18 protein-coding genes are annotated in these 20,314 nt (G+C 66.4%); 1 reads left to right on the top strand and 17 read right to left on the bottom strand.

Features of this window, described 5'->3' with window-relative positions; translation table 11 throughout:
* Nucleotides 1–3: 3 nt before the first annotated feature.
* The 12 genes from Q0Q36_RS10430 to Q0Q36_RS10375 form a co-directional block, all read right to left on the bottom strand.
* A complete protein-coding gene (locus Q0Q36_RS10430; RefSeq protein WP_293797931.1) occupies nt 4–1,317 on the bottom strand; it encodes an MFS transporter in 1,314 nt (437 codons plus the stop codon).
* A 256-nt stretch (nt 1,318–1,573) separates the two neighbouring features.
* Nucleotides 1,574–2,020, bottom strand: a complete 447-nt coding sequence (locus Q0Q36_RS10425) for a hypothetical protein (protein ID WP_293797930.1) — start codon at nt 2,018–2,020, stop codon at nt 1,574–1,576.
* Between the two features lie 63 nt (nt 2,021–2,083).
* Nucleotides 2,084–2,782, bottom strand: a complete 699-nt coding sequence (locus tag Q0Q36_RS10420; protein WP_293797929.1) for a hypothetical protein — start codon at nt 2,780–2,782, stop codon at nt 2,084–2,086.
* Between the two features lie 99 nt (nt 2,783–2,881).
* A complete protein-coding gene (locus tag Q0Q36_RS10415; protein WP_293797928.1) occupies nt 2,882–4,300 on the bottom strand; it encodes a sigma-54 dependent transcriptional regulator in 1,419 nt (472 codons plus the stop codon).
* Nucleotides 4,279–5,754: a HAMP domain-containing sensor histidine kinase gene (locus tag Q0Q36_RS10410; protein WP_293797927.1), complete on the bottom strand. Its 1,476-nt coding sequence runs from the start codon at nt 5,752–5,754 to the stop codon at nt 4,279–4,281. The genes Q0Q36_RS10415 and Q0Q36_RS10410 overlap by 22 nt, the downstream gene beginning before the upstream one ends.
* 388 nt (nt 5,755–6,142) lie before the next feature.
* A complete protein-coding gene (locus tag Q0Q36_RS10405) occupies nt 6,143–6,586 on the bottom strand; it encodes a helix-turn-helix transcriptional regulator (RefSeq protein WP_293797926.1) in 444 nt (147 codons plus the stop codon).
* A 153-nt stretch (nt 6,587–6,739) separates the two neighbouring features.
* Nucleotides 6,740–7,465, bottom strand: coding sequence for an SDR family oxidoreductase (locus Q0Q36_RS10400; protein ID WP_293797925.1), 726 nt, complete (start codon nt 7,463–7,465; stop codon nt 6,740–6,742).
* A gap of 11 nt (nt 7,466–7,476) precedes the next feature.
* Nucleotides 7,477–8,649: a mandelate racemase/muconate lactonizing enzyme family protein gene (locus tag Q0Q36_RS10395; RefSeq protein ID WP_293797924.1), complete on the bottom strand. Its 1,173-nt coding sequence runs from the start codon at nt 8,647–8,649 to the stop codon at nt 7,477–7,479.
* Nucleotides 8,650–8,657: 8 nt separating this feature from the next.
* Nucleotides 8,658–9,398 (bottom strand): SDR family NAD(P)-dependent oxidoreductase, encoded by a 741-nt coding sequence (locus Q0Q36_RS10390; RefSeq protein WP_293797923.1) that lies wholly within the window; start codon nt 9,396–9,398, stop codon nt 8,658–8,660.
* 17 nt (nt 9,399–9,415) lie between these two features.
* Nucleotides 9,416–10,255: a carbohydrate ABC transporter permease gene (locus Q0Q36_RS10385; RefSeq protein ID WP_293797922.1), complete on the bottom strand. Its 840-nt coding sequence runs from the start codon at nt 10,253–10,255 to the stop codon at nt 9,416–9,418.
* Entirely contained in the window at nt 10,252–11,163 is a 912-nt protein-coding gene (locus Q0Q36_RS10380) for a carbohydrate ABC transporter permease (protein WP_293797921.1), read from the bottom strand. The genes Q0Q36_RS10385 and Q0Q36_RS10380 overlap by 4 nt, the downstream gene beginning before the upstream one ends.
* Before the next feature lie 14 nt (nt 11,164–11,177).
* Nucleotides 11,178–12,437, bottom strand: coding sequence for an ABC transporter substrate-binding protein (locus Q0Q36_RS10375; protein WP_293797920.1), 1,260 nt, complete (start codon nt 12,435–12,437; stop codon nt 11,178–11,180).
* 88 nt (nt 12,438–12,525) lie between these two features.
* Between Q0Q36_RS10375 and Q0Q36_RS10370 the strand changes: the two genes are divergently transcribed.
* A complete protein-coding gene (locus Q0Q36_RS10370; protein ID WP_293797919.1) occupies nt 12,526–14,262 on the top strand; it encodes an SMP-30/gluconolactonase/LRE family protein in 1,737 nt (578 codons plus the stop codon).
* A gap of 99 nt (nt 14,263–14,361) precedes the next feature.
* Here the strand turns inward: Q0Q36_RS10370 and Q0Q36_RS10365 are convergent, their stop codons facing one another.
* From Q0Q36_RS10365 to Q0Q36_RS10345, 5 genes are all read right to left on the bottom strand, one after another.
* Complete coding sequence (locus Q0Q36_RS10365) at nt 14,362–15,402, bottom strand: ABC transporter ATP-binding protein (RefSeq protein WP_293797918.1); 1,041 nt, start codon at nt 15,400–15,402, stop codon at nt 14,362–14,364.
* Nucleotides 15,399–16,898, bottom strand: a complete 1,500-nt coding sequence (locus Q0Q36_RS10360; protein ID WP_293797966.1) for an iron ABC transporter permease — start codon at nt 16,896–16,898, stop codon at nt 15,399–15,401. Before Q0Q36_RS10360 ends, Q0Q36_RS10365 begins: the two co-directional genes overlap by 4 nt.
* 126 nt (nt 16,899–17,024) lie before the next feature.
* The gene (locus Q0Q36_RS10355) at nt 17,025–18,032 is read right to left on the bottom strand and encodes an iron ABC transporter substrate-binding protein (RefSeq protein WP_293797917.1); all 1,008 of its coding nucleotides are present in this window, start codon (nt 18,030–18,032) and stop codon (nt 17,025–17,027) included.
* Between the two features lie 145 nt (nt 18,033–18,177).
* Entirely contained in the window at nt 18,178–19,062 is an 885-nt protein-coding gene (locus Q0Q36_RS10350; protein ID WP_293797916.1) for a DMT family transporter, read from the bottom strand.
* 34 nt (nt 19,063–19,096) lie between these two features.
* Nucleotides 19,097–20,254: an aminotransferase class I/II-fold pyridoxal phosphate-dependent enzyme gene (locus Q0Q36_RS10345; RefSeq protein WP_293797913.1), complete on the bottom strand. Its 1,158-nt coding sequence runs from the start codon at nt 20,252–20,254 to the stop codon at nt 19,097–19,099.
* Nucleotides 20,255–20,314 lie beyond the last annotated feature (60 nt).

Here is a 20,314-nt window from a genome sequence, read left to right as displayed (position 1 = left end):
GGATTAGGCCATTCTTTCGCTCGGCGCCGCCACCGGGCGAGCGTCGTGGTCGGTCGGCGGCTCATAGCCGCGGGTCTCCGGCATGACAACGAGATACAGAACGAGTCCGCAGGCCGCGATTGCGGCGAGGGTGACGAAGGCGGCGGAATAGCCCGCGGTGACGATGATCACACCCGCCAGCGAGGCGGAGATCGAGGCTCCGACGCCCTGGACCGTCGCGACGGCGCCCTGCGAGACATTGAAGCGACCGGTGCCCTTCGTCAGGTCCGCCACCACGATGGGGAACAGCGCGCCGAAAATGCCGGCGCCGACTCCATCGAGCGCCTGCACGGCCACCAGCCAGAACGGGTTGTCCGAGACGATATAGAGCGCGCCGCGCAGCGCCAGAACGCCGAAGGCAAGGAGGAAGATCGGCTTGCGCCCCCAGGCATCGACTTTGGCGCCGACCATGATCGCCATGGGCACCATGACGCATTGCGCGGCGACGATGCAGGCCGCGATCAGCGAGGTCGCCTGCTCCTTGCCGGCGACGCGGGTCAGCAATTGGCCGACGGAGGTGAGCATCGCGGCGTTGGAAAGGTGGAAGATCGCGCAGATCAGCGCGAACAGCATCAGATGGCGGTTCTGCAGCAGGGCCTTCAGGCCGGACGGCTTCTCGTCATCGACGGCCTCGTCGAGGCCTCGGGCGAGATCGTCATCGATCTCCTTCTCCGGCACCATCAGCATGGCGCCGATGCTAAAGACCGCGAGCACGGCCATGAGCCAGAACACCACGATCGGCCCAAAGAAATAGGCGGTCGCACCCGCGATGGCGGCTGATGCTGCATTGCCGAGATGGTTGAAGGCCTCGTTGCGGCCGATGCGCTTGGAAAACATCTTCGGCCCGACCAGGCCGAGCGTGATCGCGGCCAGCGCCGGCGGGAAGATCGCTCCTGCAATGGCGGCGACCGATTGCGTGCCGACGACCAGATAGAAATCGCTGATGAAGGGCAGCGCCAGGCAGGACAGCGTTACCGCGATCGCAGAGGCGATGACGATTGCCGGCTTGTGGCGGCCGCGATCGATCAACGCTCCGGCCGGGGTCTGGGCGAGCAGGCCGACGATGCCGGCGATGCTCATGACGAGACCGACTGTCGCCTCGTTCCAGCCGTGCTCGGGGCCGCGCACCGCGATCAGATAGATCGCGAGATAGGGCCCGAGCCCGTCGCGTACATCGGCGAGGAAGAAATTCAGGGCGTCCAGGCCGAGAAGCGCCCGCCGCGAAGGCGAGCGCTCGCCCGGTTTCGCCGAGGCGCCTGATTGGCTTTGCGTGGGCATGGGAGCGTCTCGCGGCAGGGAGAAGGGACAAGTGGAAAACCACCCGGCATGCGCCGGGGGGATGGCGAGGACCTGGCACAAGGCCCTTGTCGGCAGATGTGCCGCAACGCGCGGACGATCGACGCGAGAACGGTGGATCAGCGAAGGGTTCGAGATTCTGTCGGGAGCCCCAGCACGGAAACCCGATCTGACCGCGGCTTCCAACCTGCGAAGCGTGCGGCGGTTCCCGCCCTATCCGCGAAATCTTACCCTAACGTCAATCGGCGTCCGGGCGCGGCCGCGCATGCTTCACTTCGCCTGCGAAGGTGACGTGCATTTCAAAGAGCCTGCCGTCCTTCGCCGCATCGATTTCGAAGTGCTTCGGTTTGCGGCGCGGCTCGCCGTTCGGTTCGAATCCGGCCTGGCGCACCGCGGCGATCGCCTTCTCCGGATCGGCTTCCGCCTCGGCGCCTTGATGCTTGCCGGGCTTTGGCTTCGGGGCGATGCCGATCGTGATTTCGCCGCGCGTCAGGCGGCGAACCTTGATCTCCGAAGGCTTGCGCTCGCCTGCGATCTCGATGCTGTCTCCGGAAGAGAGGCTGATCAGATCGAGGCCTTCCGGCGTGAGGTCGGCCAACAGCAGACCTTGATCGGTTTCGAGGGTGAAACGGTGGCCGAAGAGATCACGCACCGTGCCACGGATGTGAATATCCTGATGGGGCATTGGAAAATCCTTTTCGGGGATGCCGGCCGCGTCGGAACACGGCGGCCGGCACGTTTTGGAAGCTCAGCCGCGCGGTCCAGGAGGGGGCGGGGGCGGAGCGCGATCATCCGGACGCGGCGGCTTGGGACGACGCGCGTCCAATTGCGCCAGGCGATCAGGCGTGGCGCCGAGCGCGGTCGCCTCGATGACGGTGCCGAGCGCGCTCTTGGTGCTTTCACCGCGAAGCGAAATCGTCTGATCCTGCTTGAGCAGGTCCGCGAACCGCTCCGCCTCATGCGGCGGCAGACGCAACTGGGCGCCGTTGTCGAGAACCGCTCCGTTGACCTCGCCACGCTTGCCGTGCAGCACGGCGACGATCTTGCCTGTGATGACCTCGGTTACGGCCGAACGTTCCTCCGGGCCGCCCTGGTCGAGCACCACCGCGCCGGTCGCGTCGTTGGTGACCGAGACGGCGTCGATCAGCGGGAGCGCCCGCGCCTTGAGGCCGCGGACAGTGACCGCATCGCCCGGTCGCAGCGCGAACGCCGTCTGGGTGGAGAGATGCGGCGGCAGCTTGACCTCGGTTCCGTCGCCGAGCAGCAGGCCGTCGATCTCGCCACGCGGGCCCAGCGTGTATTGCTTGACCACGCCCTTGGTCTGCGGGAGCTGGGACGTGTCATAGGCCAGACCGCCACGAACCTGTGCGAAGACGGTGGCGGCCCCGAGCGCCGTGCCGGCCAGCAACAAGAGGGCGGTGGCTGCCGAGCGAGTTCTGTTCGTCATGATTTCACCTGCTGTCGTGCCGGGTGCCCGGCGGGATGTCACATCATCCGCAACCGGCATGCCAACAGGCAGGTCGTTATCTTTCAATGGCTTACCTGATCAGTCGATCTCGCGGCCGTCCGTATTCCTGACGGTGCCCGTCATAGATCCTGACGCCCCTCCGACATCGAGGCCGTAGCGCTCGATCTTGGTGTAGAGGAGCTGTCGGTTGATGCCGAGGCGCCTGGCGGCCTCGGTCCGGTTCCCGGCGCAACTGAGAAGAGCGCGGCGGATCATCTCGGCCTCGAGCCTGCCTACGGCTGTGGGCAGGTCTCCGTCGAGCCAGCCGGCAGGCGGAACGGCCGCTTCCGGCTCGATGCCCGCATCACCCATATCCGCAACATCGAGCGTATCGCCCCGTGCCATCACGACGGCTCGGTCGATGGCGTTCTTGAGTTCCCGGATATTTCCGGGCCAGGGGCGGGAGAGCAGATGTGCCGCCAGCGTTCCCGTCATCCGTTTCGGTCGCTCGCCGGGACGCGCCGCCAGGCGCAGGAAATGTTCGGCCAGCGGCACGATATCGGCGAGCCGTTCGCGCAGAGGAGCGAGCGGAATGGTCAGCACGTTCAGCCGGTAATAGAGGTCCTCGCGGAAGAGGCCCTGAGCGACGCGTTCGGGCAGCTTGCGGTGCGTGGCTGCGACGATGCGGACATCGACCTGCGTCGAACGTCCCCCAACCGGCGTGACGATCTTGTCCTGAAGCACTCTCAGGATTTTGGCCTGCATCGCAGGCGGCATGTCGCCGATTTCGTCGAGGAAGAGCGTGCCGCCGTCCGCATCGCGGAACGCGCCGCTCCGATCGGCCGCCGCGCCGGTAAAGGCTCCCTTCACATGCCCGAACAGCTCGGATTCGAGCAGATCGGAAGGAATGGCGGCGCAGTTGACGGCGATGAACGGCCTGGGCTTGCGCCTGCTGTGCTCGTGCAGCGCACGCGCGACGAGCTCTTTGCCGGTGCCGGTCTCGCCAGCGACGAGGACGGTTGTGTCGCTGTCGGCGGCCATGCCAATGGCCTTCTGCACCATCCGCATTGGCTCGCTCTGTCCGATCAACGTGAAATGGGAAGCGGTCTCTGCAGAGTCCGCTACCGCCGGCGCCGCCCGCTCCATGGCCCGCGATGAGAGCATCCGCTTCAGGTTGTCGGCGAGGTCAGCGCGGCCGATCGGCTTGGTGAGATGGTCGAAGGCCCCGAGTCTGATGGCCTCGATGGTGTTCTGGGCCGTGGCATAGGCGGTGAGGATCGTGACTGGCGGCGGAGCCGGCAGAGCGCGGATCGCCTTGAGGACTGCAAGGCCGTCCATGGCGCCGCCCAGGCGCAGGTCGAGAAGGACCGCATCGATCGGCTCGGCGTGCAGGCGGTCGAGTCCGGCTCGTCCTGACGCAGCCGTCGGAGCGTCGTAGCCGAGATCGCGCACGGTCTCTTCCAGACTTTCCCTCAGGCCGGCCTCGTCGTCGATAATCAGGATGGTCGATAATGCCATGGCAGCTCGAGCTCGAAATGGGCACCCCGATCGGAGGGTAGCAGACGCAAGACGGCGCCATGGGCACCGGCGATCTCCCGCGCGATGGCGAGGCCGAGGCCGGTGCCTTCCGGATGCCCGGTCACGAACGGCTCGAACACGCGCTCACGAATCTCGGCCGGTACACCCGGACCGTCGTCACGCACCGCGATCACGAGATTCTCGCCCCGGCTCGCTGCCGCGAGCTCCACGCTACCGCCGGCCGGCGTATGCCGCAGAGCATTGCCGACGAGGTTCTCGACGATACGGCCAATTTCGCCTGCATCGAAGGTAGGTGGCGATCCGGCGCGGGCACCCGGATCCAGCCGGTCGATCAAGCTCACCTGGCACGCGGCTGCACGATCGCTGAAGGCGGCGACAATGCCGGCGAGGAAGCGCGCGAGGTCTACAGCCTCCGCCTTGGGCTCGCGCGGCTGGCTCATCGTCAGGAGATCGCGCAACAGTCGATCGAGCCTGGCGATCTGGTCGAGGATGAAGACGAGCGCGGCACTCCGGCGCTGCTCGTCTCCCGCGGCGAGAGCGTTCTCCGCCTTGAGCCGCATGGCGGCCACGGGGTTCCTGACCTCATGAGCGACGCCGGCGACGAGGCGGCCGACCGCTGCTAGCCGCTCGGCTCCAGCGGCCCGCCGCCGCGCGTCGGACAACCTCTCGCCACTGGCGTTAAGCGCCTGCACGAGGCGGTCGAGCTCTGGCAGGCCCGTCGGCGAGAGGTGAGGAAGATCGGTTTCATGGCCGGCCGCCAAGTCAGCCTCGAGCCGGGCGATCCGCCGTGACCACGCGACCAGGAGCCAGCCCAGCCAAAGCGCGGAGCCCAGTACGGTCGCTGCGAGGACCGCGAACCCGGTCATGAGCCGGTCATAGGCGGGCCCCACGCCGGCGGCGATCCGGGTCATCGTCCAGCCGGTCAGGCCTGCGTCGGCGGATCCTCCGAGCGGGCACGCATGCAGCAGCAGGATTTGCGAACGCCCCCGTCGCTCCACCGCCGCAGGCTTGCCGGTGCTCGCGGCCGCGGCATTGACCTCGCCGATCGTCGGCAGTTCCGCCGCCGGCAGGTCGGTCTTCGGACCCGTTCCTTCGTAGGTCGGAAAGGCATAGCCGAGCGAGCCCTCGGCTTCGCGCCAGATGCCGCCTTCGATCTCGGGGGAGCGGGCCAGCGCAAGCTGAACGAGATCCGTCAACTGTCGGCGCAGTTCCTCGTCGGTCCGACCAGGCCACGGCCCGCGCCAGCCGGACGTAAAGAACGCGTAGCGATCGGCGATGCCACGGCACGCCAAGGCCAGTCTATCCTGCGCTCGTCCGGCTTGGACGCTCGCCGTCTCGCGATAGAACGAGACAAAAAGAAAGCCGGTCGCGCCCGCGGAGAGGACGATAAGGAGCCAAAGCCCGATCAACAGGGAGCGCAGGGACGTCAGCATCTCATCGGCTTGCGGTTAGCGCCGTGGTGAGCATGGTCGAGCCTCGACATTGTTGGACGGCAGCCGGCCGAAGCGGGCAGCCGCGTGACGATAAGTGCTGCGCAATGGCGCGAGCCGCAAGAGCGGCGTGCGCTCTCGACGCAGATAATGGCCAGCAGAGAATGTTCTCTACGAGCCATGAGCAGATTATGTGAATGAGCTGTCCTGAATGTCAGCTTGTCGGCAGCCGTAGAACGTCCGCAAGTGGCGCAACCAGGTACGGGATTATGAAGAGCTGCCGTCGGTGGTTTCAGGCCCTCGCCATCAAACCGCACTATCGAAAAAGGCTCCGCGCCGGTAACGACGCGGGGCTTCTTGCTCTTTGAAACTTTCTCGAATGAGTGCCGTATCAAACAGGTGGGGCGCTACTCCCATATCCCCGGCGCATGCCGTCAGCTTCGGTCTCAGCCACCGCTTCGACGAGCCGGACGGCAAGCAGGCGTTGCTGTCGCGAACGGATCCGGGCGAATGCCTCATCCAGTCGCGAACTTTCTGGGAACGATGAGGACTCGGCAATGTAACTCGCTGCGGCTTGGTCGGTGAGACTGCTTTCCGAATGAGGTCCAAAGAACAGGCCTTCGAAAAAGAAGCCTGGATCGACCTTCATTTCCCGCGATAGAACGAACAGGGCGTCGGCAGTCAGCCGGTTCGTGCCTTTCTCGTAATTGCGGATCTGCTGATGGCTGACATCGAGCCATTTGCCAACCTTCTCCCGAGAGAGGTGCAATTTGCCGCGCAGGAGCCGCAGTCGAGCTCCGATGTGCCGGTTTATGTCATCCATTTCCGGTTCCATCGGAAACTTCCGCTGCGCCCTAAGGAAGAATATGATCCAATATGCTGCAACGGGGCGGGGGCATCGTCCAGAGCGTGGCACCGTCAGCAAGGCCAGGCTAGCCGCTCACAGATCGCGCAAAGCTCGCGAAGATGACGTGTCGATATCATCGCGTCATCTCGCAGCGATCGTCATGCCGCCATCCGCCATGATGACCGCTCCCGTGATGAAGCTGGCGTCATGCGAAGCGAGGAAGGCAACGGTTGCGGCGATTTCGCTGGGCGTGCCGAGGCGGTCCATCGGCTGGCGCCCCGCCATCGCGGCCAGGCGTTCGTCGCGATCGTCTCCTTCGCCGGCAAGGCGGGCGATCCAGGGCGTGTCGACCGTGCCGGGGCAGAGGCAATTGACACGCACCGTCCCCGCAAACTCGATGGCCAACGCGCGCGTCAGGCCGAGCACGGCCGCCTTCGAGGCGCAATAGGCCGCGCGTTCGGCAAAGCCGAGATGGGCAGCGACCGACGACAGATTGACGATGCTGGATCCCGCCGGCATCAGCGGCATGGCCGCCTGTGCCATCAGCATCTGCGCCGTGACGTTCACGGCGAAGACGCGGTTCCAATGGTCCGTGGTCAATGCGGCGAGTGCGCCTTCGCCGGGGATGCCGGCATTGTTGACCAGCACGTCGCAGCGGTTGCGTCCTGTGAAGAAGGCTGCGATGGCGCCTTCGTCGGTGATGTCGAAGGCGTGCCAGGAGAGGTGCCGGCTATCGACGCGGCCGGCCGGCGGCTCCAGGTCAATCGCGGCGACGCGGGCGCCTTCTGCAAGGAAGCGCTCGACGATGGCCTGCCCGATGCCACGCCCGGCGCCGGTGACGACGACCTCGCGATCACGGAAGCGCATGGTGGCTTCTTTCAGTATTTCGGCTTCTCGGCAAACCAGCCGGGCCGGTCGGGGTCGAGATAGGCGCCGATCACCTTGCTGGAGCGGAAGCGTTCGAGTGCGTCGAGATCAGGCAGCACACCGAGGCCGGGCTCCTGCGGGACGTCGAGACGCCCGTCGCGGATCGCGAAGGCTTCGGTGACGATGTCGACGCTGTGATAGTAATATTCGGTGTCGATCGCGATGTTCATATTCGGGATCGAGGCGGCCAGATGCAGATAGGCGGCCTGCGACAGGCCGAGCTCGCCGCCCGAATGCAGCGTCACCGGGATGCCGACAGCCTCGGCCACGCCTGCGGCCTTGACGCATTGCCAGATGCCGCCTTCCTCATGGGGATCGAGCAGGATCACGTCGGCGGCAGCGGCGCGCACGACATTGCCGACATCGCCGAGCGTGTAGGCGCCTTCGTCGATCGCGATCGGGACCGTCTGCACCTGGCGCAATTCGGCATGGCCGGCGATATCGTGCAGGACGAGCGGCTGTTCGACATAAGCGAGATCGAGTCCCTTCAGCTTCTCGAGCTGGCGCCGTGCGGTGCCGGGCGACCAGGCGCCGTTGACGTCGGCCCGCAGCGGCGCGGCGCCGACGACTTGGCGCACAGCCTCCATCAGGGCGATGTCGCTCTTTTCGTCATGGCCGATCTTGACCTTGAAGGTGGTGTAACCCTCGTCGCGGAAGCGGGCTGCCGTCTCGGCGCAGGGCTTGGGATCGGCGACGAAGAGATAGGCGGCGAGCTCGATCTTCCGGCGATAGGCACCGCCGAGCAGCGCATGCAGCGGCAGGCGGGCGTGCTTGCCCAACGCGTCCCACATCGCCATCTCGACAGCGGCGAGTGCCATCACCACGGCCCGCTCATGATGGTAATAGCCGGCGCCGAGCACATGGCGGTGCAATCGCTCGACATCGGCGACGCTGCGACCGAGTGCCAGCGGCAGCACGACCTTCTCCAGCACGACCGGAACGAAGTCGAGCAAGGCGATCGTCTCGCCATAGCCCTTGATGCCGGAGGCGGTGGTCACCTCGACGATCAGCCGGGTCGAGCCGGTGCGCTTACCCGAGCCCCAGACGATCGGGCTGTCGAAGGGGATGTAGACCAGCCAGTGGCGGGTCGCGATGATGGTGAGCGGATCGTCGGGGAGCGCCATGGTGGCCTTCAATCCATGTAGAGCCCGCCGTTCACGTTCACCACCTCGCCGGTGATGTAGCTCGAACGCGATGACGACAGGAAAAGCAGGAGATCGGCGATCTCGTCGGTTTCGGCCATGCGGCCGAGCGGCACGAAATCGGTGACGCGCTTGAGCTGATCGGGCGTGAGCGCCTTGATCAGCTCTGTCGCGACGGGGCCGGGCGCGACGGCATTGACGCGCACGCCGACCTTGGCCGCCTCGATGGCCAGCGCCCGGGTAAAGCCGATGACGCCGGCCTTGGAGGTCGAATAGGAGGTGTTGTCGCCGAACAGCGTGCCGCGCTTGCCGGCGAAGGAAGCGAGCGAGACGATCGCGCCCCTGCTCTCGGCGAGAGCCGGCATGGCTGCCCGAGACAACAGGTAGACGGCGTCGAGATTGACCGCGAGCACCCGGCGCCAGGATTCCGGGGTGGTCGTGGCGATCGGAGCGGGCTCGCTGATGCCGGCATTGTTGACGAGCGCGTCGAGGCGACCGAAGGCGGAGAGCGTCGCGTCCAGTACCAGATCGGCAGTGCCGTCCGCGGTGAGATCAACCGCGATCATTCGAGAGCCCGGCACGGAAGCCGCCGCCTCGGCCAGCGTGCCGGCGTCGCGGTCGGCAAGCATCACCAGCGCGCCCTCGGCGGCGAAGCGGCGCGCGCTGGTCAGCCCGATGCCGCGTGCCGCTCCCGTCACCAGCACGACCTTGCCGCTCAATCCGAGATCCATCGGCTTGCGCTCCTTGGCTACTTGACCGCGCCCTGGGTCAGGCCGGCGATGAACTGGCGCTGCATGATCAGGAAGGCGATGATGATCGGCACGCTCGACAGGACCGATGCAGCCATCAGCATCCCGTATTCGGGCAGCTGGTCGCCTTTCAGCGTCGCGACGCCGACCGGCAGGGTCAGCATCTCGTCGCTGCGCATCATCACCAGCGGCCAGATGTAGCTGTTCCAGGAAGCGATGAAGATCAGCACGCCGACCGTGCCGAGCGCCGGGCGCAGCAAGGGCAAGACGACGCTCCAGTAGAGGCGGAACTCGCCGGCCCCGTCCATGCGGCCGGCATCGAGCAGTTCGTTCGGGACCGCCATCGCATATTGCCGCATCAGGAAGATGCCGAAGGCATTGGCGGCGAAGGGCAGGATCAGCACGATATAGGTGTCGAGCAGGCCGAGTTTCGCAAGCCAGCCGAAGAGCGGGATCACCGTGGTGAAGGCGGGGATCGAGACCGAGGCGATCACCACCCAGAACATCACCGTCTTGCCGGGGAAGTCGAACTTGGCGAAGGCATAGCCGCCGAGCGAACAGAACAGCAAACCGAGCACCGTGCTGGCGAGCGCCACAACGAGGCTGTTCACCATCCAGCGCAGGTAGAAGGTCTTCGCCAGGAGCTCGTCGAAATTCTCCAGCGACCAGCGGCGCGGCCAGACATCGCCGGCGAAGATATCGGCGCGCGACTTGAAGGCCGAGAGCACCGCCCACAGCACTGGCGTCAGCACCAGCGCGAGCAGGGCCAGAACGATCAGCGTGCCGAGATAGGCGGCAAGCCCCGGCGTGGGAGCGTCCGCCCGGGATGGCTCGCTCATGCGACCTCCCGCCCGGAAAGGAGCTTCTGGACGATCGCGATCGCGACGATCATCAGCGTCAGCACATAGGAGACTGCAGCCGCATAGCCGAGTTCGACATATTGGAAGCCGGCCTGGTAGAGGTAGATCACGATGGTCAGCGTGCTGTCGGCCGGTCCGCCCTTGGTCAGCACCCAGGGTTCGTCGAAGAGCTCGAGCGCCCAGATCGTCGACATGATCACGCTGAAGAGGATGACCGGCTTGAGCAGCGGCAAGGTGACGTAGCGCGTCACCTGCCAGGGGCTGCAGCCATCGAGGCGTGCCGCTTCCTTGACATCCTCGGGAATGCCCTGGAGGCCGGCGAAATAGATCACGGCGTAATAGCCGAGCGCCCGCCAGACACGCAGGATGATGATCGCCCAAATGGAGAAACGTGGGTCGCCGAGCCAGTCGATCTCGCCCAGCCCGAGACCCTTCTGCACGATGTTCAGGAGGCCGACGCCCTTGGCGAAGATCATCTCGAAGATCACGGCCGCGACGACGAGGCTGATCGTCACCGGCAGGAAGAAGCCGACCTTGACGGCATTCTTGAAGCGCAGCCACGCGCTGTCGAGGCAGAGCGCCAGCGCCAGGGCCGAGACGTTCAGGATCGTCACATAGGCGAACCCGTAGAACAGCGTGTTCTTCAGCGCCACCCAGAAGCGCGGGTCGGAAAACAGCTTGCTGTAGTTGCCGAGGCCGATGAAACGCGGCGAGGCGAAGCCCCTCCAGTCGGTGAAGGAATAGATCAGCGAGGCGATGATCGGTCCGAGCCAGAAGGCGATGAAGGTCAGGAAGAAAGGCGCTAGGAAAAGATAGGGCGTGAGCCCGCGGCGCAGCCGCGGTCCGAAGCCCGCTCTTCCCGTTCCTATCGCCGTCGGCGTGCTCATCGGCGGCTCACCGGTCAGCGGCCGAGCTGGCTGGCGAGCTGCTTCTCGATCTCGGCCCAGGTCTCTGCCGGCGATGCCTTGCCACCGAACATCAGGTCGAGCTGGTTGCCGATGATCACCTCGGCCTTGGCCCAGTCGAAATAATTGAAGCCGTTGAGCGTCCGATCCTTGAGGCCGGCCTCATAGATCGACTGGCCGCCGAGATAGGCCTCGCCCTTGAGCAGTTCGGGCGAGCGCAGCGCCGGTGCGAAGGCCGGGACGAGATGGCCCTCTTGCCAGATTTTCACCTGAGTCAGCTCATTGGCGCCGATGAACATCGCCCATTTCAGCGCCGCCTCCTTGTTGCGGGAGGATTTCGGAATGGCGAGGACGTTGCCGCCCCAGGCCCCGGTCGTCGGGGGCTGGTCCTTGCCCCATTTCGGCCAGGGCATGACGCGCCACTTGCCGGCGTGCTCCGGCGCCTCCTTCTGCAGGCGGAAGACCGCCCAGGCGGGCACGGCATAGCCGGCAATCCTGCTGTCCTTGATCGCCTGGAAGAATTCGGGGGCGTTGTTGCGCGACTCGAAGACGATCTTTTCCTTGCGGGCGAGGTCGAAATAGAACTGCAGCGTCTCCTGCGCGAGCTTGTTGTCGCGGATCAGCTTGCCGTCCGCCGTGAAGATCTGCGCATTGCGCGATTGCAGGTACTGCACGAGATTGGCGACGCCCGGCACACCGCTCGGGCTCGAGACATGGCCGATGAAGATGCCCTTGGCGGCCAGGATGCGTCCGGCAGCGACCACGTCATCCCAAGTCTCGAGCGGCGCCTTGATGCCGTTCGCCTCGAAGATGTCCGCCCGGTAGAAATAGACGGCGGGATTCTGGTCGTAAGGAACGGCGAAGGTCTTGCCGCCGGTGCCGAGCGAGGCATAGACGCTGGCCGGAAAACTCTCCTTGAGCGGTGCCATGGCCGATGTCGTGTCGAGCAGCCCGCCCGTCGGCAGATAGCCGTCGAAGCGACGCTGCAGGATCAGGGCGACATCCGGGCCGCCGGTCCCGGCCGCGAGCGCGACCAGGAACTTGTCCTGCAGGTCGAAGGGATTGAGGTTGACGACCTCGACCGTGATGCCGGGGTTCTGCTTCTCGAACTCGCCCTTCACCGCATTGGCGGCGGCGACATGCTCGGTCCAGGCCCAATAGGTGATCTTGGTAGGCGCCTGCGCGTCTGCGGCCGCGGGCATTGCTGCCGTGGCAGCCAGTCCTGCCAGAACGACGCGGCGATCGAACATCGTCATCTCGCTCTCCCTAATTGTTCTACAATGTAGAACTTGTTTTATTATGTAGAACATCGTAGAAGCCCGATCCTAGGAGGTCAAGCAAGCGATGATCGACGTTGCAGACGAGGTATCGCGGGACGCTGACCCCGCGCGCGGCACCGCTGCGCTGCAGAAGGGCATCGGCCTGCTCGAAGCATTGTCGGAGGCCGGTGGGGCGGCCAGCTTCAGCGAGCTCGTGCGCGCCTCGGGCCTCCCGAAGGCGACCGCACATCGTATCCTGGCAGCCCTGCTGGAGCGCGGGCTCGTCCGTTTCGAGCGCCGCGACGACCGCTACCGCTTCGGCTGGAAGCTGATCGAGTTCGGGCGCTTTGCCCAGGCCGATCTCGACCTGCCGACGCTGATCGAGCCGGAACTCGTCCGCCTGCAGGTCCAGACCGGCGAGACGGTCTTCGTCGCGCTGCCGCATGGCCCCGACATCGTCTGCTCGAAGGTGCTGGAGACGCGCGCGATCGGTGGCATCGCCGTCGCGGAGGGGAGCATCCTGCCGGCATCCTGCACCGCCGCCGGCAAGGCGATCCTCGCCTTCGCCGAACGAGCGCTGCGGCCTGCCATGCTGGCCCGGCTCAAGCTCGTTCCGTATACTGCGCGTAGCCTGACCGAGCTGCCGTTGCTCGATGCCCAGCTCGATATCGCCAAGGCGCGTCGCTACGCCGTCGAGGATGAAGAGTTCGCCATGGGTCAGCGCTCCGTCGCCGCGCCGATCCTCGACCATGGCGGTCGCGCGATCGGGGCACTGGCGGTTGTCGCGCCCGCCTTCCGCCTGACCACCGACCGACTGCACGAAATCGGGGCCGATCTGCTCAAGGCCGCGGCGCGCATCACCGGCCAGGCCGCCTTCTCACAACCGGAAACGAGACGTTCTGCGATGACGACGACGAGAGCGCGCTGCGTGGTCGAGACTCAGGCTTTCCTTGGCGAGGGCCCGGTCTGGAACGAGGCGGAGAAGCGGCTCGACTGGGTCGATATCCTCGCTCCGGCCCTGCACCGCTCGGACCCGGCAAGTGGGGCGGACCATGTCGTCGGGCTTGGCGAGCTGGTCGGCGCCTTCGCTCCTTGCTCGACCGGTGGCTTGGTCCTCGCCGCGCAATCGGGCTTCGCCCTCTTCGACCCGCAAACGGGCGTGTCCACGCCGCTGATCGCCCCCGAAGCCGACAAGCCGAACAACCGCTTCAACGATGGCAAATGCGACTCGCGCGGCCGTTTCTGGGCTGGCACCATGGATATGGGCGTCGCGCCCGGTGCCGGTAGCCTCTACCGGCTCGACCGCGACGGCTCGGTGCATTGCCTGGAGCGCGGCATCGGCATCTCCAACGGCTTGGGCTGGAGTCCCGACGACCGCCGCATGTATTTCACCGACTCGCTGGCCCGGACGATCTTCGTCTACGATTTCGACGTCGAGAGCGGGACGATCGCGAACCGCCGTGTCTTCGCTCAGACCCTCGACCATATGGGCGTTCCCGACGGTCTGACCGTCGATGCCGAGGGCTACGTCTGGAGTGCGCAATGGGACGGTTGGCAGCTCATCCGCTTCGATCCGGACGGGCGGATCGACCAGACGATCAGCCTGCCGGTACCGCGCCCGACCAGTTGCACCTTCGGTGGCCCGAATCGCGAGACGCTCTACGTGACCTCGGCACGCATCCGCCTGTCGGCCCAGCAACTGGCGGAAGCGCCGCGCTCGGGCAGTGTCTTTGCCATTGACGGCTGCGGCCGTGGATTGGCTGAGAGCGTCTATCGCTTCGAAAAGGCGACGGCGCCCGCAAAGATCGGTCGGTCGTCGTAACGGCCTTGCGTCCGGGAGCATCGGCGCTGCTCCCTGCCTGAGGCCCGGAACCTGTCGCGTGAGCGAGCGCGGAAGCACTGGCCAGATCGCGGCATGCCTCTAGACGGCGGGCAGCAGGAATGCGGAACCCCTGATCGACACGAAGACGGTGTCGCCGATCTCGGGCGGTTCGATGCTGGAGACTTGCGCGGTGAAGCGGATCTCGGTTTCCCGGTTCCGGATGAGCAGGTTGACGCTGCACTGAGCGCCGCGGAAGGCGAGGTCCTCCACGCGCGCTTCCACGCCGGGGCCGCTGGCGGACAACTGGAATTGCTCCGGCCGGAGCATGATCGTGCCACGCCCGCTGCGACCGCCCGTTTCGGCCGCGAGGCGCCCCAGGGCGCAGGAGACGCCGACCGCCTCGATCCGGGCTTCGAATAGCACGGCATTGCCGAGGAACTGCGCCGTCTCGATATCGGTCGGCCGCCAGTAGAGCTCGTAGGGACCGCCGGTCTGCGCCAGCCGGCCCTCGCGCATCACTGCGAGCTGGTCGGCGAAGGACAAGGCCTCGCCCTGATCATGCGTGACCAGGATCGTCGTGATGCCGGCTTTGGCGAGCACGCGCGCCACCGCCTGCCGGACGCTTTCGCGCAAGCCGGTGTCGAGCGCCGAAAACGGTTCGTCGAGCAGCATCAACGCAGGCTTGCGGGCGAGCGCACGCGCCAAGGCGACACGCTGCTGCTGCCCGCCCGAGAGCTGATGGGGCTTGCGCGTCAGCATCGCGGGGTCGAGCTCGACGAGTTCCATCAGCTCGCGCAGCCGCCTGGCACGATCCGGCTCGTCTCGGGCGAGGCCGAAGCCGAGATTGCCGGCGATGTCGAGATGCGGAAACAGGGCTCCATCCTGGGTGACGTAACCGATCGGGCGGCGGTGGGCGGGTGCGATCGCCGGCCCATCGGCCAGCAACTGCCCGTCCAGCATGACTGTCCCGGCATCGGGTGCCTCGAAGCCGGCGATGACGCGCAGCAAGGTGGTCTTGCCCGATCCGGATGGCCCGACGATCGCGACGCGGCTGCCGGGCTCGACAGCGAGCGAGACGCCATCCAGCGCGGCTGTGGCGCCGTAGCGCTTCGAAACATTGGAGATGACGAGCTGGGTCATGCGTTCAGGGACCGCCGTGCCTGGGCGTGCAGCAGCGCGGTCATCGGCAGCGAGAGGAGGATCATCAGCACGGCATAAGGCGCTGCTTTCGCGTAGTCGAGTTCGCTGGTCAGTGCCCAGAATTCCGTTGCCAGCGTCTGCGTGCCGTTGGGGGCGAGCAGCAATGTGGCCGTCAGCTCGGTCGCGACCCCCATTGCGACCAAGGCCATCGCGGCGGCGACGCCCGGGGCGGCGAGCGGCAGCGTGACGGCGAGCAAGGTGCGCGCCGGGTTGCGGCCGAGCGAGGCCGCCGCGCGCTCCAGCTCGACGGGAACCTGCGCGATGCCGGCACGCAAGCCGACCAGCGCCCGCGGCAGGAACATCAGGACATAGGCCAGGATCACCGTCGCGACGGTCTGATAGAGCGGCAGGGCGATGCGCACGGTCACGGTGACCAGCGCCAGCGCCACGACGACGCCGGGCAGGGCGCCTGGATAGCTGTGGCAGCTTTCCAGGAAGCGTGTCGCCCGGCCGGGTGCCCGCACCGAGAGCCAGGCCATTGGGAGCGCCACAGCGACCGCGGCGAAGGCTCCCGCCGCGGCATAGCCGAGCGTCGTCGCCAGCGACGCAGCCAACGCCCCCTGCTGCCAGACGGAATCTCCATCGGCCAGGAGCCAGCCCGACAAGGTCAATGCGGGCACGCCGAGGCTGAGGACTGCAAGCGTGATCGGCAGCGCCATGGCGGGCCATCGCCAGGTGCCGAGCTGCCGGCGCGGCGCCGGGCGCGGGGCGCCGGAGCCGATCCGGGCATAACGGGCGCCGCCGCGCAGCAGCCATTCCAGCCCGATCAGGCCGATGCAGCTCAGCACCAGCACCCCGGCCAGCATGTTGGCGGCGGGGCCGTTATAGCTCGACTGGAACTGGTCGATGATCGCGGTGGTGAAGGTGTCGAAGCGGATCATGGCATAGAGCCCGTATTCCGCCAGCAGATGCAGGCCGACCAACAGGCTGCCGCCGCAGACCGCGAGCCGCAATTGTGGCAGCACTACCCGCAGGAAGACGCGTGCCGGAGACTGCCCGAGCGAGGCGGCGGCGTGCTCGAGCTCTGGATCGAGTCGGCGCATCTGCGCGGCGACCGGCAGGTAGAGGAATGGGAGATAGGCGAGGACCGAGACCAGCGTTGCCGCCGGCAATCCATGGAAACGCGGGAACAGGCTGATCCAGGCATAGGACTGGACGAAGGCCGGCACTGCGAGCGGTGCGACGGCAAGCCAGGACAGGAATTTCGCACCGGGCATGTCGCTGCGCTCGGTCAGCCAGGCCAGCGCGACGGCCAGCCCGATCGCGGGCGGCAGCGTGCAGAATTCGAGCAGCAGCGTATTGACGAGCAATTCGCCGACTCGCGGCCGCCAGATCAGGGCCAGCGCCGTCTGCCAACCGGTCTCGATCGCGATCCACACGATGAAACCGAGCGGCAGCAGGGCGCAGAGGGCCACGCCACTCGCGAGGAGCAGCATCGCCCGGCCAGCGAGATTGCGCTGCCGCGTGAGGGGCAGGGCCGATGTATCCAGGGAAAGCGAAACGGTCATGGGGAAAATGCGTGCGAGGGCCTCTCGCACGCATGGTGAGCCGGCGCAACCGGCTCAGAGCAGGCCGGCGGCCGTCATCAGCTCGGTGACCTTCTTGCTGTCGAGCTGCGAGGGTTCGACCTTCGGTGCATCGAGCTTGGCGATCGGCTCCAGCTTCGGGTTCGAGGCCTCGCCGTTGCCGATGGCGTATTCGAAGGAATCGCCGTCGCGCAGCACGGCCTGGCCATGCTTGCCGCTCATCCACTTCACGAAGGCCTCGGCCTCCTTCTTGTGCTTGCTGGATTCCAGCACGCCCGCGCCGGAGGTGCTGAGGAAGGCGCCGGGATCCTGATGACGGAAATAATGCAGCCCGACATTGGCGCTGTTCTCGCCGGTCTTCGCCTGGTCGCCGAAGTAATAGTAGTGATAGATCACTGCGCCTTCGACTTCGCCGGCATTGACCGCCTTCATGGCGACGCTGTTGCCGCGATAGGCGCTGGAATTCGCCTTCATCGCCTTGAGCCAGTCGGCCGTGGCGGGCTCGCCCTTCAGGACCAGCAGCGCGCCGACGATCGCCTGGAAATCCGCGCCCGACGGCGAGGCGGCCCAGCGGCCCTTCCACTTGGCGTCGGCGAGATCGAGCATCGACTTCGGCAGGTCGGCTTCCTTCAGCTTGCGCTTGTCATAGGCGAAGACCGTGCTGCGCGCCGCGACGCCCATCCAGCGCCCGCTCGTAGGGCGGAACTGGCTCGGAACCTGGTCGAGGATATCCTTCGGCAAGGTCGCGAACAGTCCGGCTTTCTCGACCAGCACCATGGCCGGCGAGTTCTCGGTGACGAAGACGTCGGCGGGGGAGGAGGCGCCTTCCTGGACGATCTGGTTGGCGAGCTCGGTGTCCGAACCCTTGCGGATCGTCACCTTGATGCCGGTTTCCTTGGTGAAGCCGTCGGCCCAGGCCTGCGTCAGGCTGGCATGCTGGGCATTGTAGACGGTGATGCCGTCCTGAGCCCGGACGGCGCCCGTCATGGCGAGCGTGACGGCGAGCACGCCGATCCGCAATGCAAGGGACGAGTATGACGTCATGGCGACCTTCTCCTGCCAGCGCAGTTCACAAGATGAGGCCGCGGTTAGATTCCCATGCGTCAAAGCTGTCAATTATTATTGGCTAGTTTATAATCATTTGAAACAATGCAGGCGTCGGCAAGACTTGGGGCATAAGCTCGACGGATCAGGTTTCGCGGCGCGCCGGATCGCGTCGCAGCGCCAGGGCGACACCGCCGATGGTCAGCACGATCGCGATCAACTCCCGCAGCCCAAGTGTTTCGCCCAGCAGCGGCACGGCGGTCAGCGTGCCCACGACCGGCACGATCAACATGCTGGTCGCGGCGACGGCGGTCGGCAGCCGCTTGAGCGCGCCGAACCAGGTGAGATAACAGAGCGCCATCGGGCCGATAGCCATGTAGGCAAGCCCCAGCGCTCCGCGCGCCGACAGGGCCGTGATATGCGGCTGCTCCAGCGTAAGGCCCAGTACCACCATGGGCAGGCAGCCCAGAGCGACCTGCCAGGCCGCAACCGCCGGGGCCGGCATGGCGAGAGGCTTCCGCGCTTTGACGGTGCCGAGCGCGAACAGCACCGCCGCCGCCAGGGCGAACAGGGCGCCGGGTAGCTTGGCCACGCTGAATTCGGGGCCGCCCATCAGAACGACCATGCCGGTGATGCTCAGGCCCAACGCCACCAGGCTGCGCCGGGTCGGACGCGCACCGAGCAGGGGCCAGGCGAGCATCATCGCCCAGATCGGCATCGAATAGGCGATCAGCGCCCCTTCCGAGACCTTGAGCCAGTTCAGCGCCAGCGCCGTAAAGCCCATCCAGGCGAAGACGTTGATCGCAGACGCGATCACGAGAGACGTGCGGGCCTCCTTTGGTACGGCAAGGCTGTCGCCGCGAGCTATCGCCAGCAGGGCAACGCACAGCGCGCCGATGAGCCCGGCCGTCCCTCGCGCGAAGAGCGGAGGCCAGTCCTGCAGGACGAATTTCAGCACCGACCAGTTGAGGCCCCAGCCGAAGGCCGTGACCATCAGGAGGGCTTTGCCGACCGTCTGACTGGCCGGCATGGAGGCGGAGCCTGTCACAGTCATGGCAGATGCCTTATGCGCGATGTCCAGCCTTCAGCGCCTGGTCGAGATCGGCATAGAGGTCATCGATATCCTCGATGCCGGTCGACAGGCGCAGCAGGTCGGTCGGGCAGGGCGAGCCGGCACCTTCGATCGAGGCGCGATGCTCGATCAGGCTCTCGACACCGCCGAGCGAAGTCGCGCGCTTGTACAGTTCGACATGAGCCGCCGTGCCGATCGCCGCCGCCTCGCCGCCGGTGACCTGCACCGACAGCATGAAGCCAAAGCCGTTCTCCATCTGCCGGGCCGCGATGTCGTGGCCGGGATGCTGCGGCAGGCCGGGATAGAGCACGCGCGCCACCAGCGGATGCGCCGAGAGCCGCTGCGCCAGCGCCATGGCGCTGGCTGCCTGCCGCTCCTGCCGCACATGGAGCGTGCGCATGCCGCGCATCAGCAGATAGGCCTCGAACGGGCCGAGAATGCCGCCCTGGCCCTTGCGGACCGTCTTGACCCGGTTCCAGAACTCATCGTCCTCGCGGGCGCAGAGCGCGCCTGCGACGACATCGGAATGGCCGTTCAGCACCTTCGTCGCGGCATGCATGACGATGTCGGCACCGAGCGTCAGCGGGCGGGTATGGACCGGCGAGGCGCAGGTCGAGTCGACGGCGAGCTTCGCGCCCGCCTTGTGCGCGATTTCCGCCGCCGCCGCGATATCGGTGATGGTCCAGAGCGGATTCGAAGGCGTCTCGATCCAGACCAGCTTGGTCGTGCCCGGCTTCACGGCGGCCTTGAGCGCGGCGAGATCGTCGGTCTCGACGAAATCGACCTTGATGCCCCAGCGCGTCGCCTCGTTGAGCAGCCAGGCGCGCAGCGCCCAGTACATAACCTTGGAGGCGACGACATGGTCGCCCGGCGAGAGCGCCTGGAACACGGCGGTCGCAGCAGCCATGCCCGAACCGAACAGCAGCGCGCCGGCCTTGGCCTCTTCCAGCATGGCGAGCACGGCCTGCGCCTCATGCACCGTCTCGTTGTCCGGGCGGCCATAGATGAAGCCGGTCGAGTAGCCGTTATCCTCGTCGCGGATATAGGTCGTCGAGATATGGATCGGCGGCACGACGCCCTTGGTGGTCGGGTCGATCTTGCCCATGGCCTGCGCGGCAAGGCTTCTCTTGGTCCACTTCGTCGCAGTCATGACCTGTTTCCCGGGTTCGTCACCGCCGGCAGAGGCGGCATATGGACCAGATCATGCCGG

The sequence above is a fragment of the uncultured Allobosea sp. genome (assembly GCF_945957345.1).
Taxonomy (GTDB): domain Bacteria; phylum Pseudomonadota; class Alphaproteobacteria; order Rhizobiales; family Beijerinckiaceae; genus Allobosea.
The sequence above is the reverse complement of the archived record's forward strand: the minus strand, read 5'-3'. Positions and strand labels throughout refer to the sequence as shown.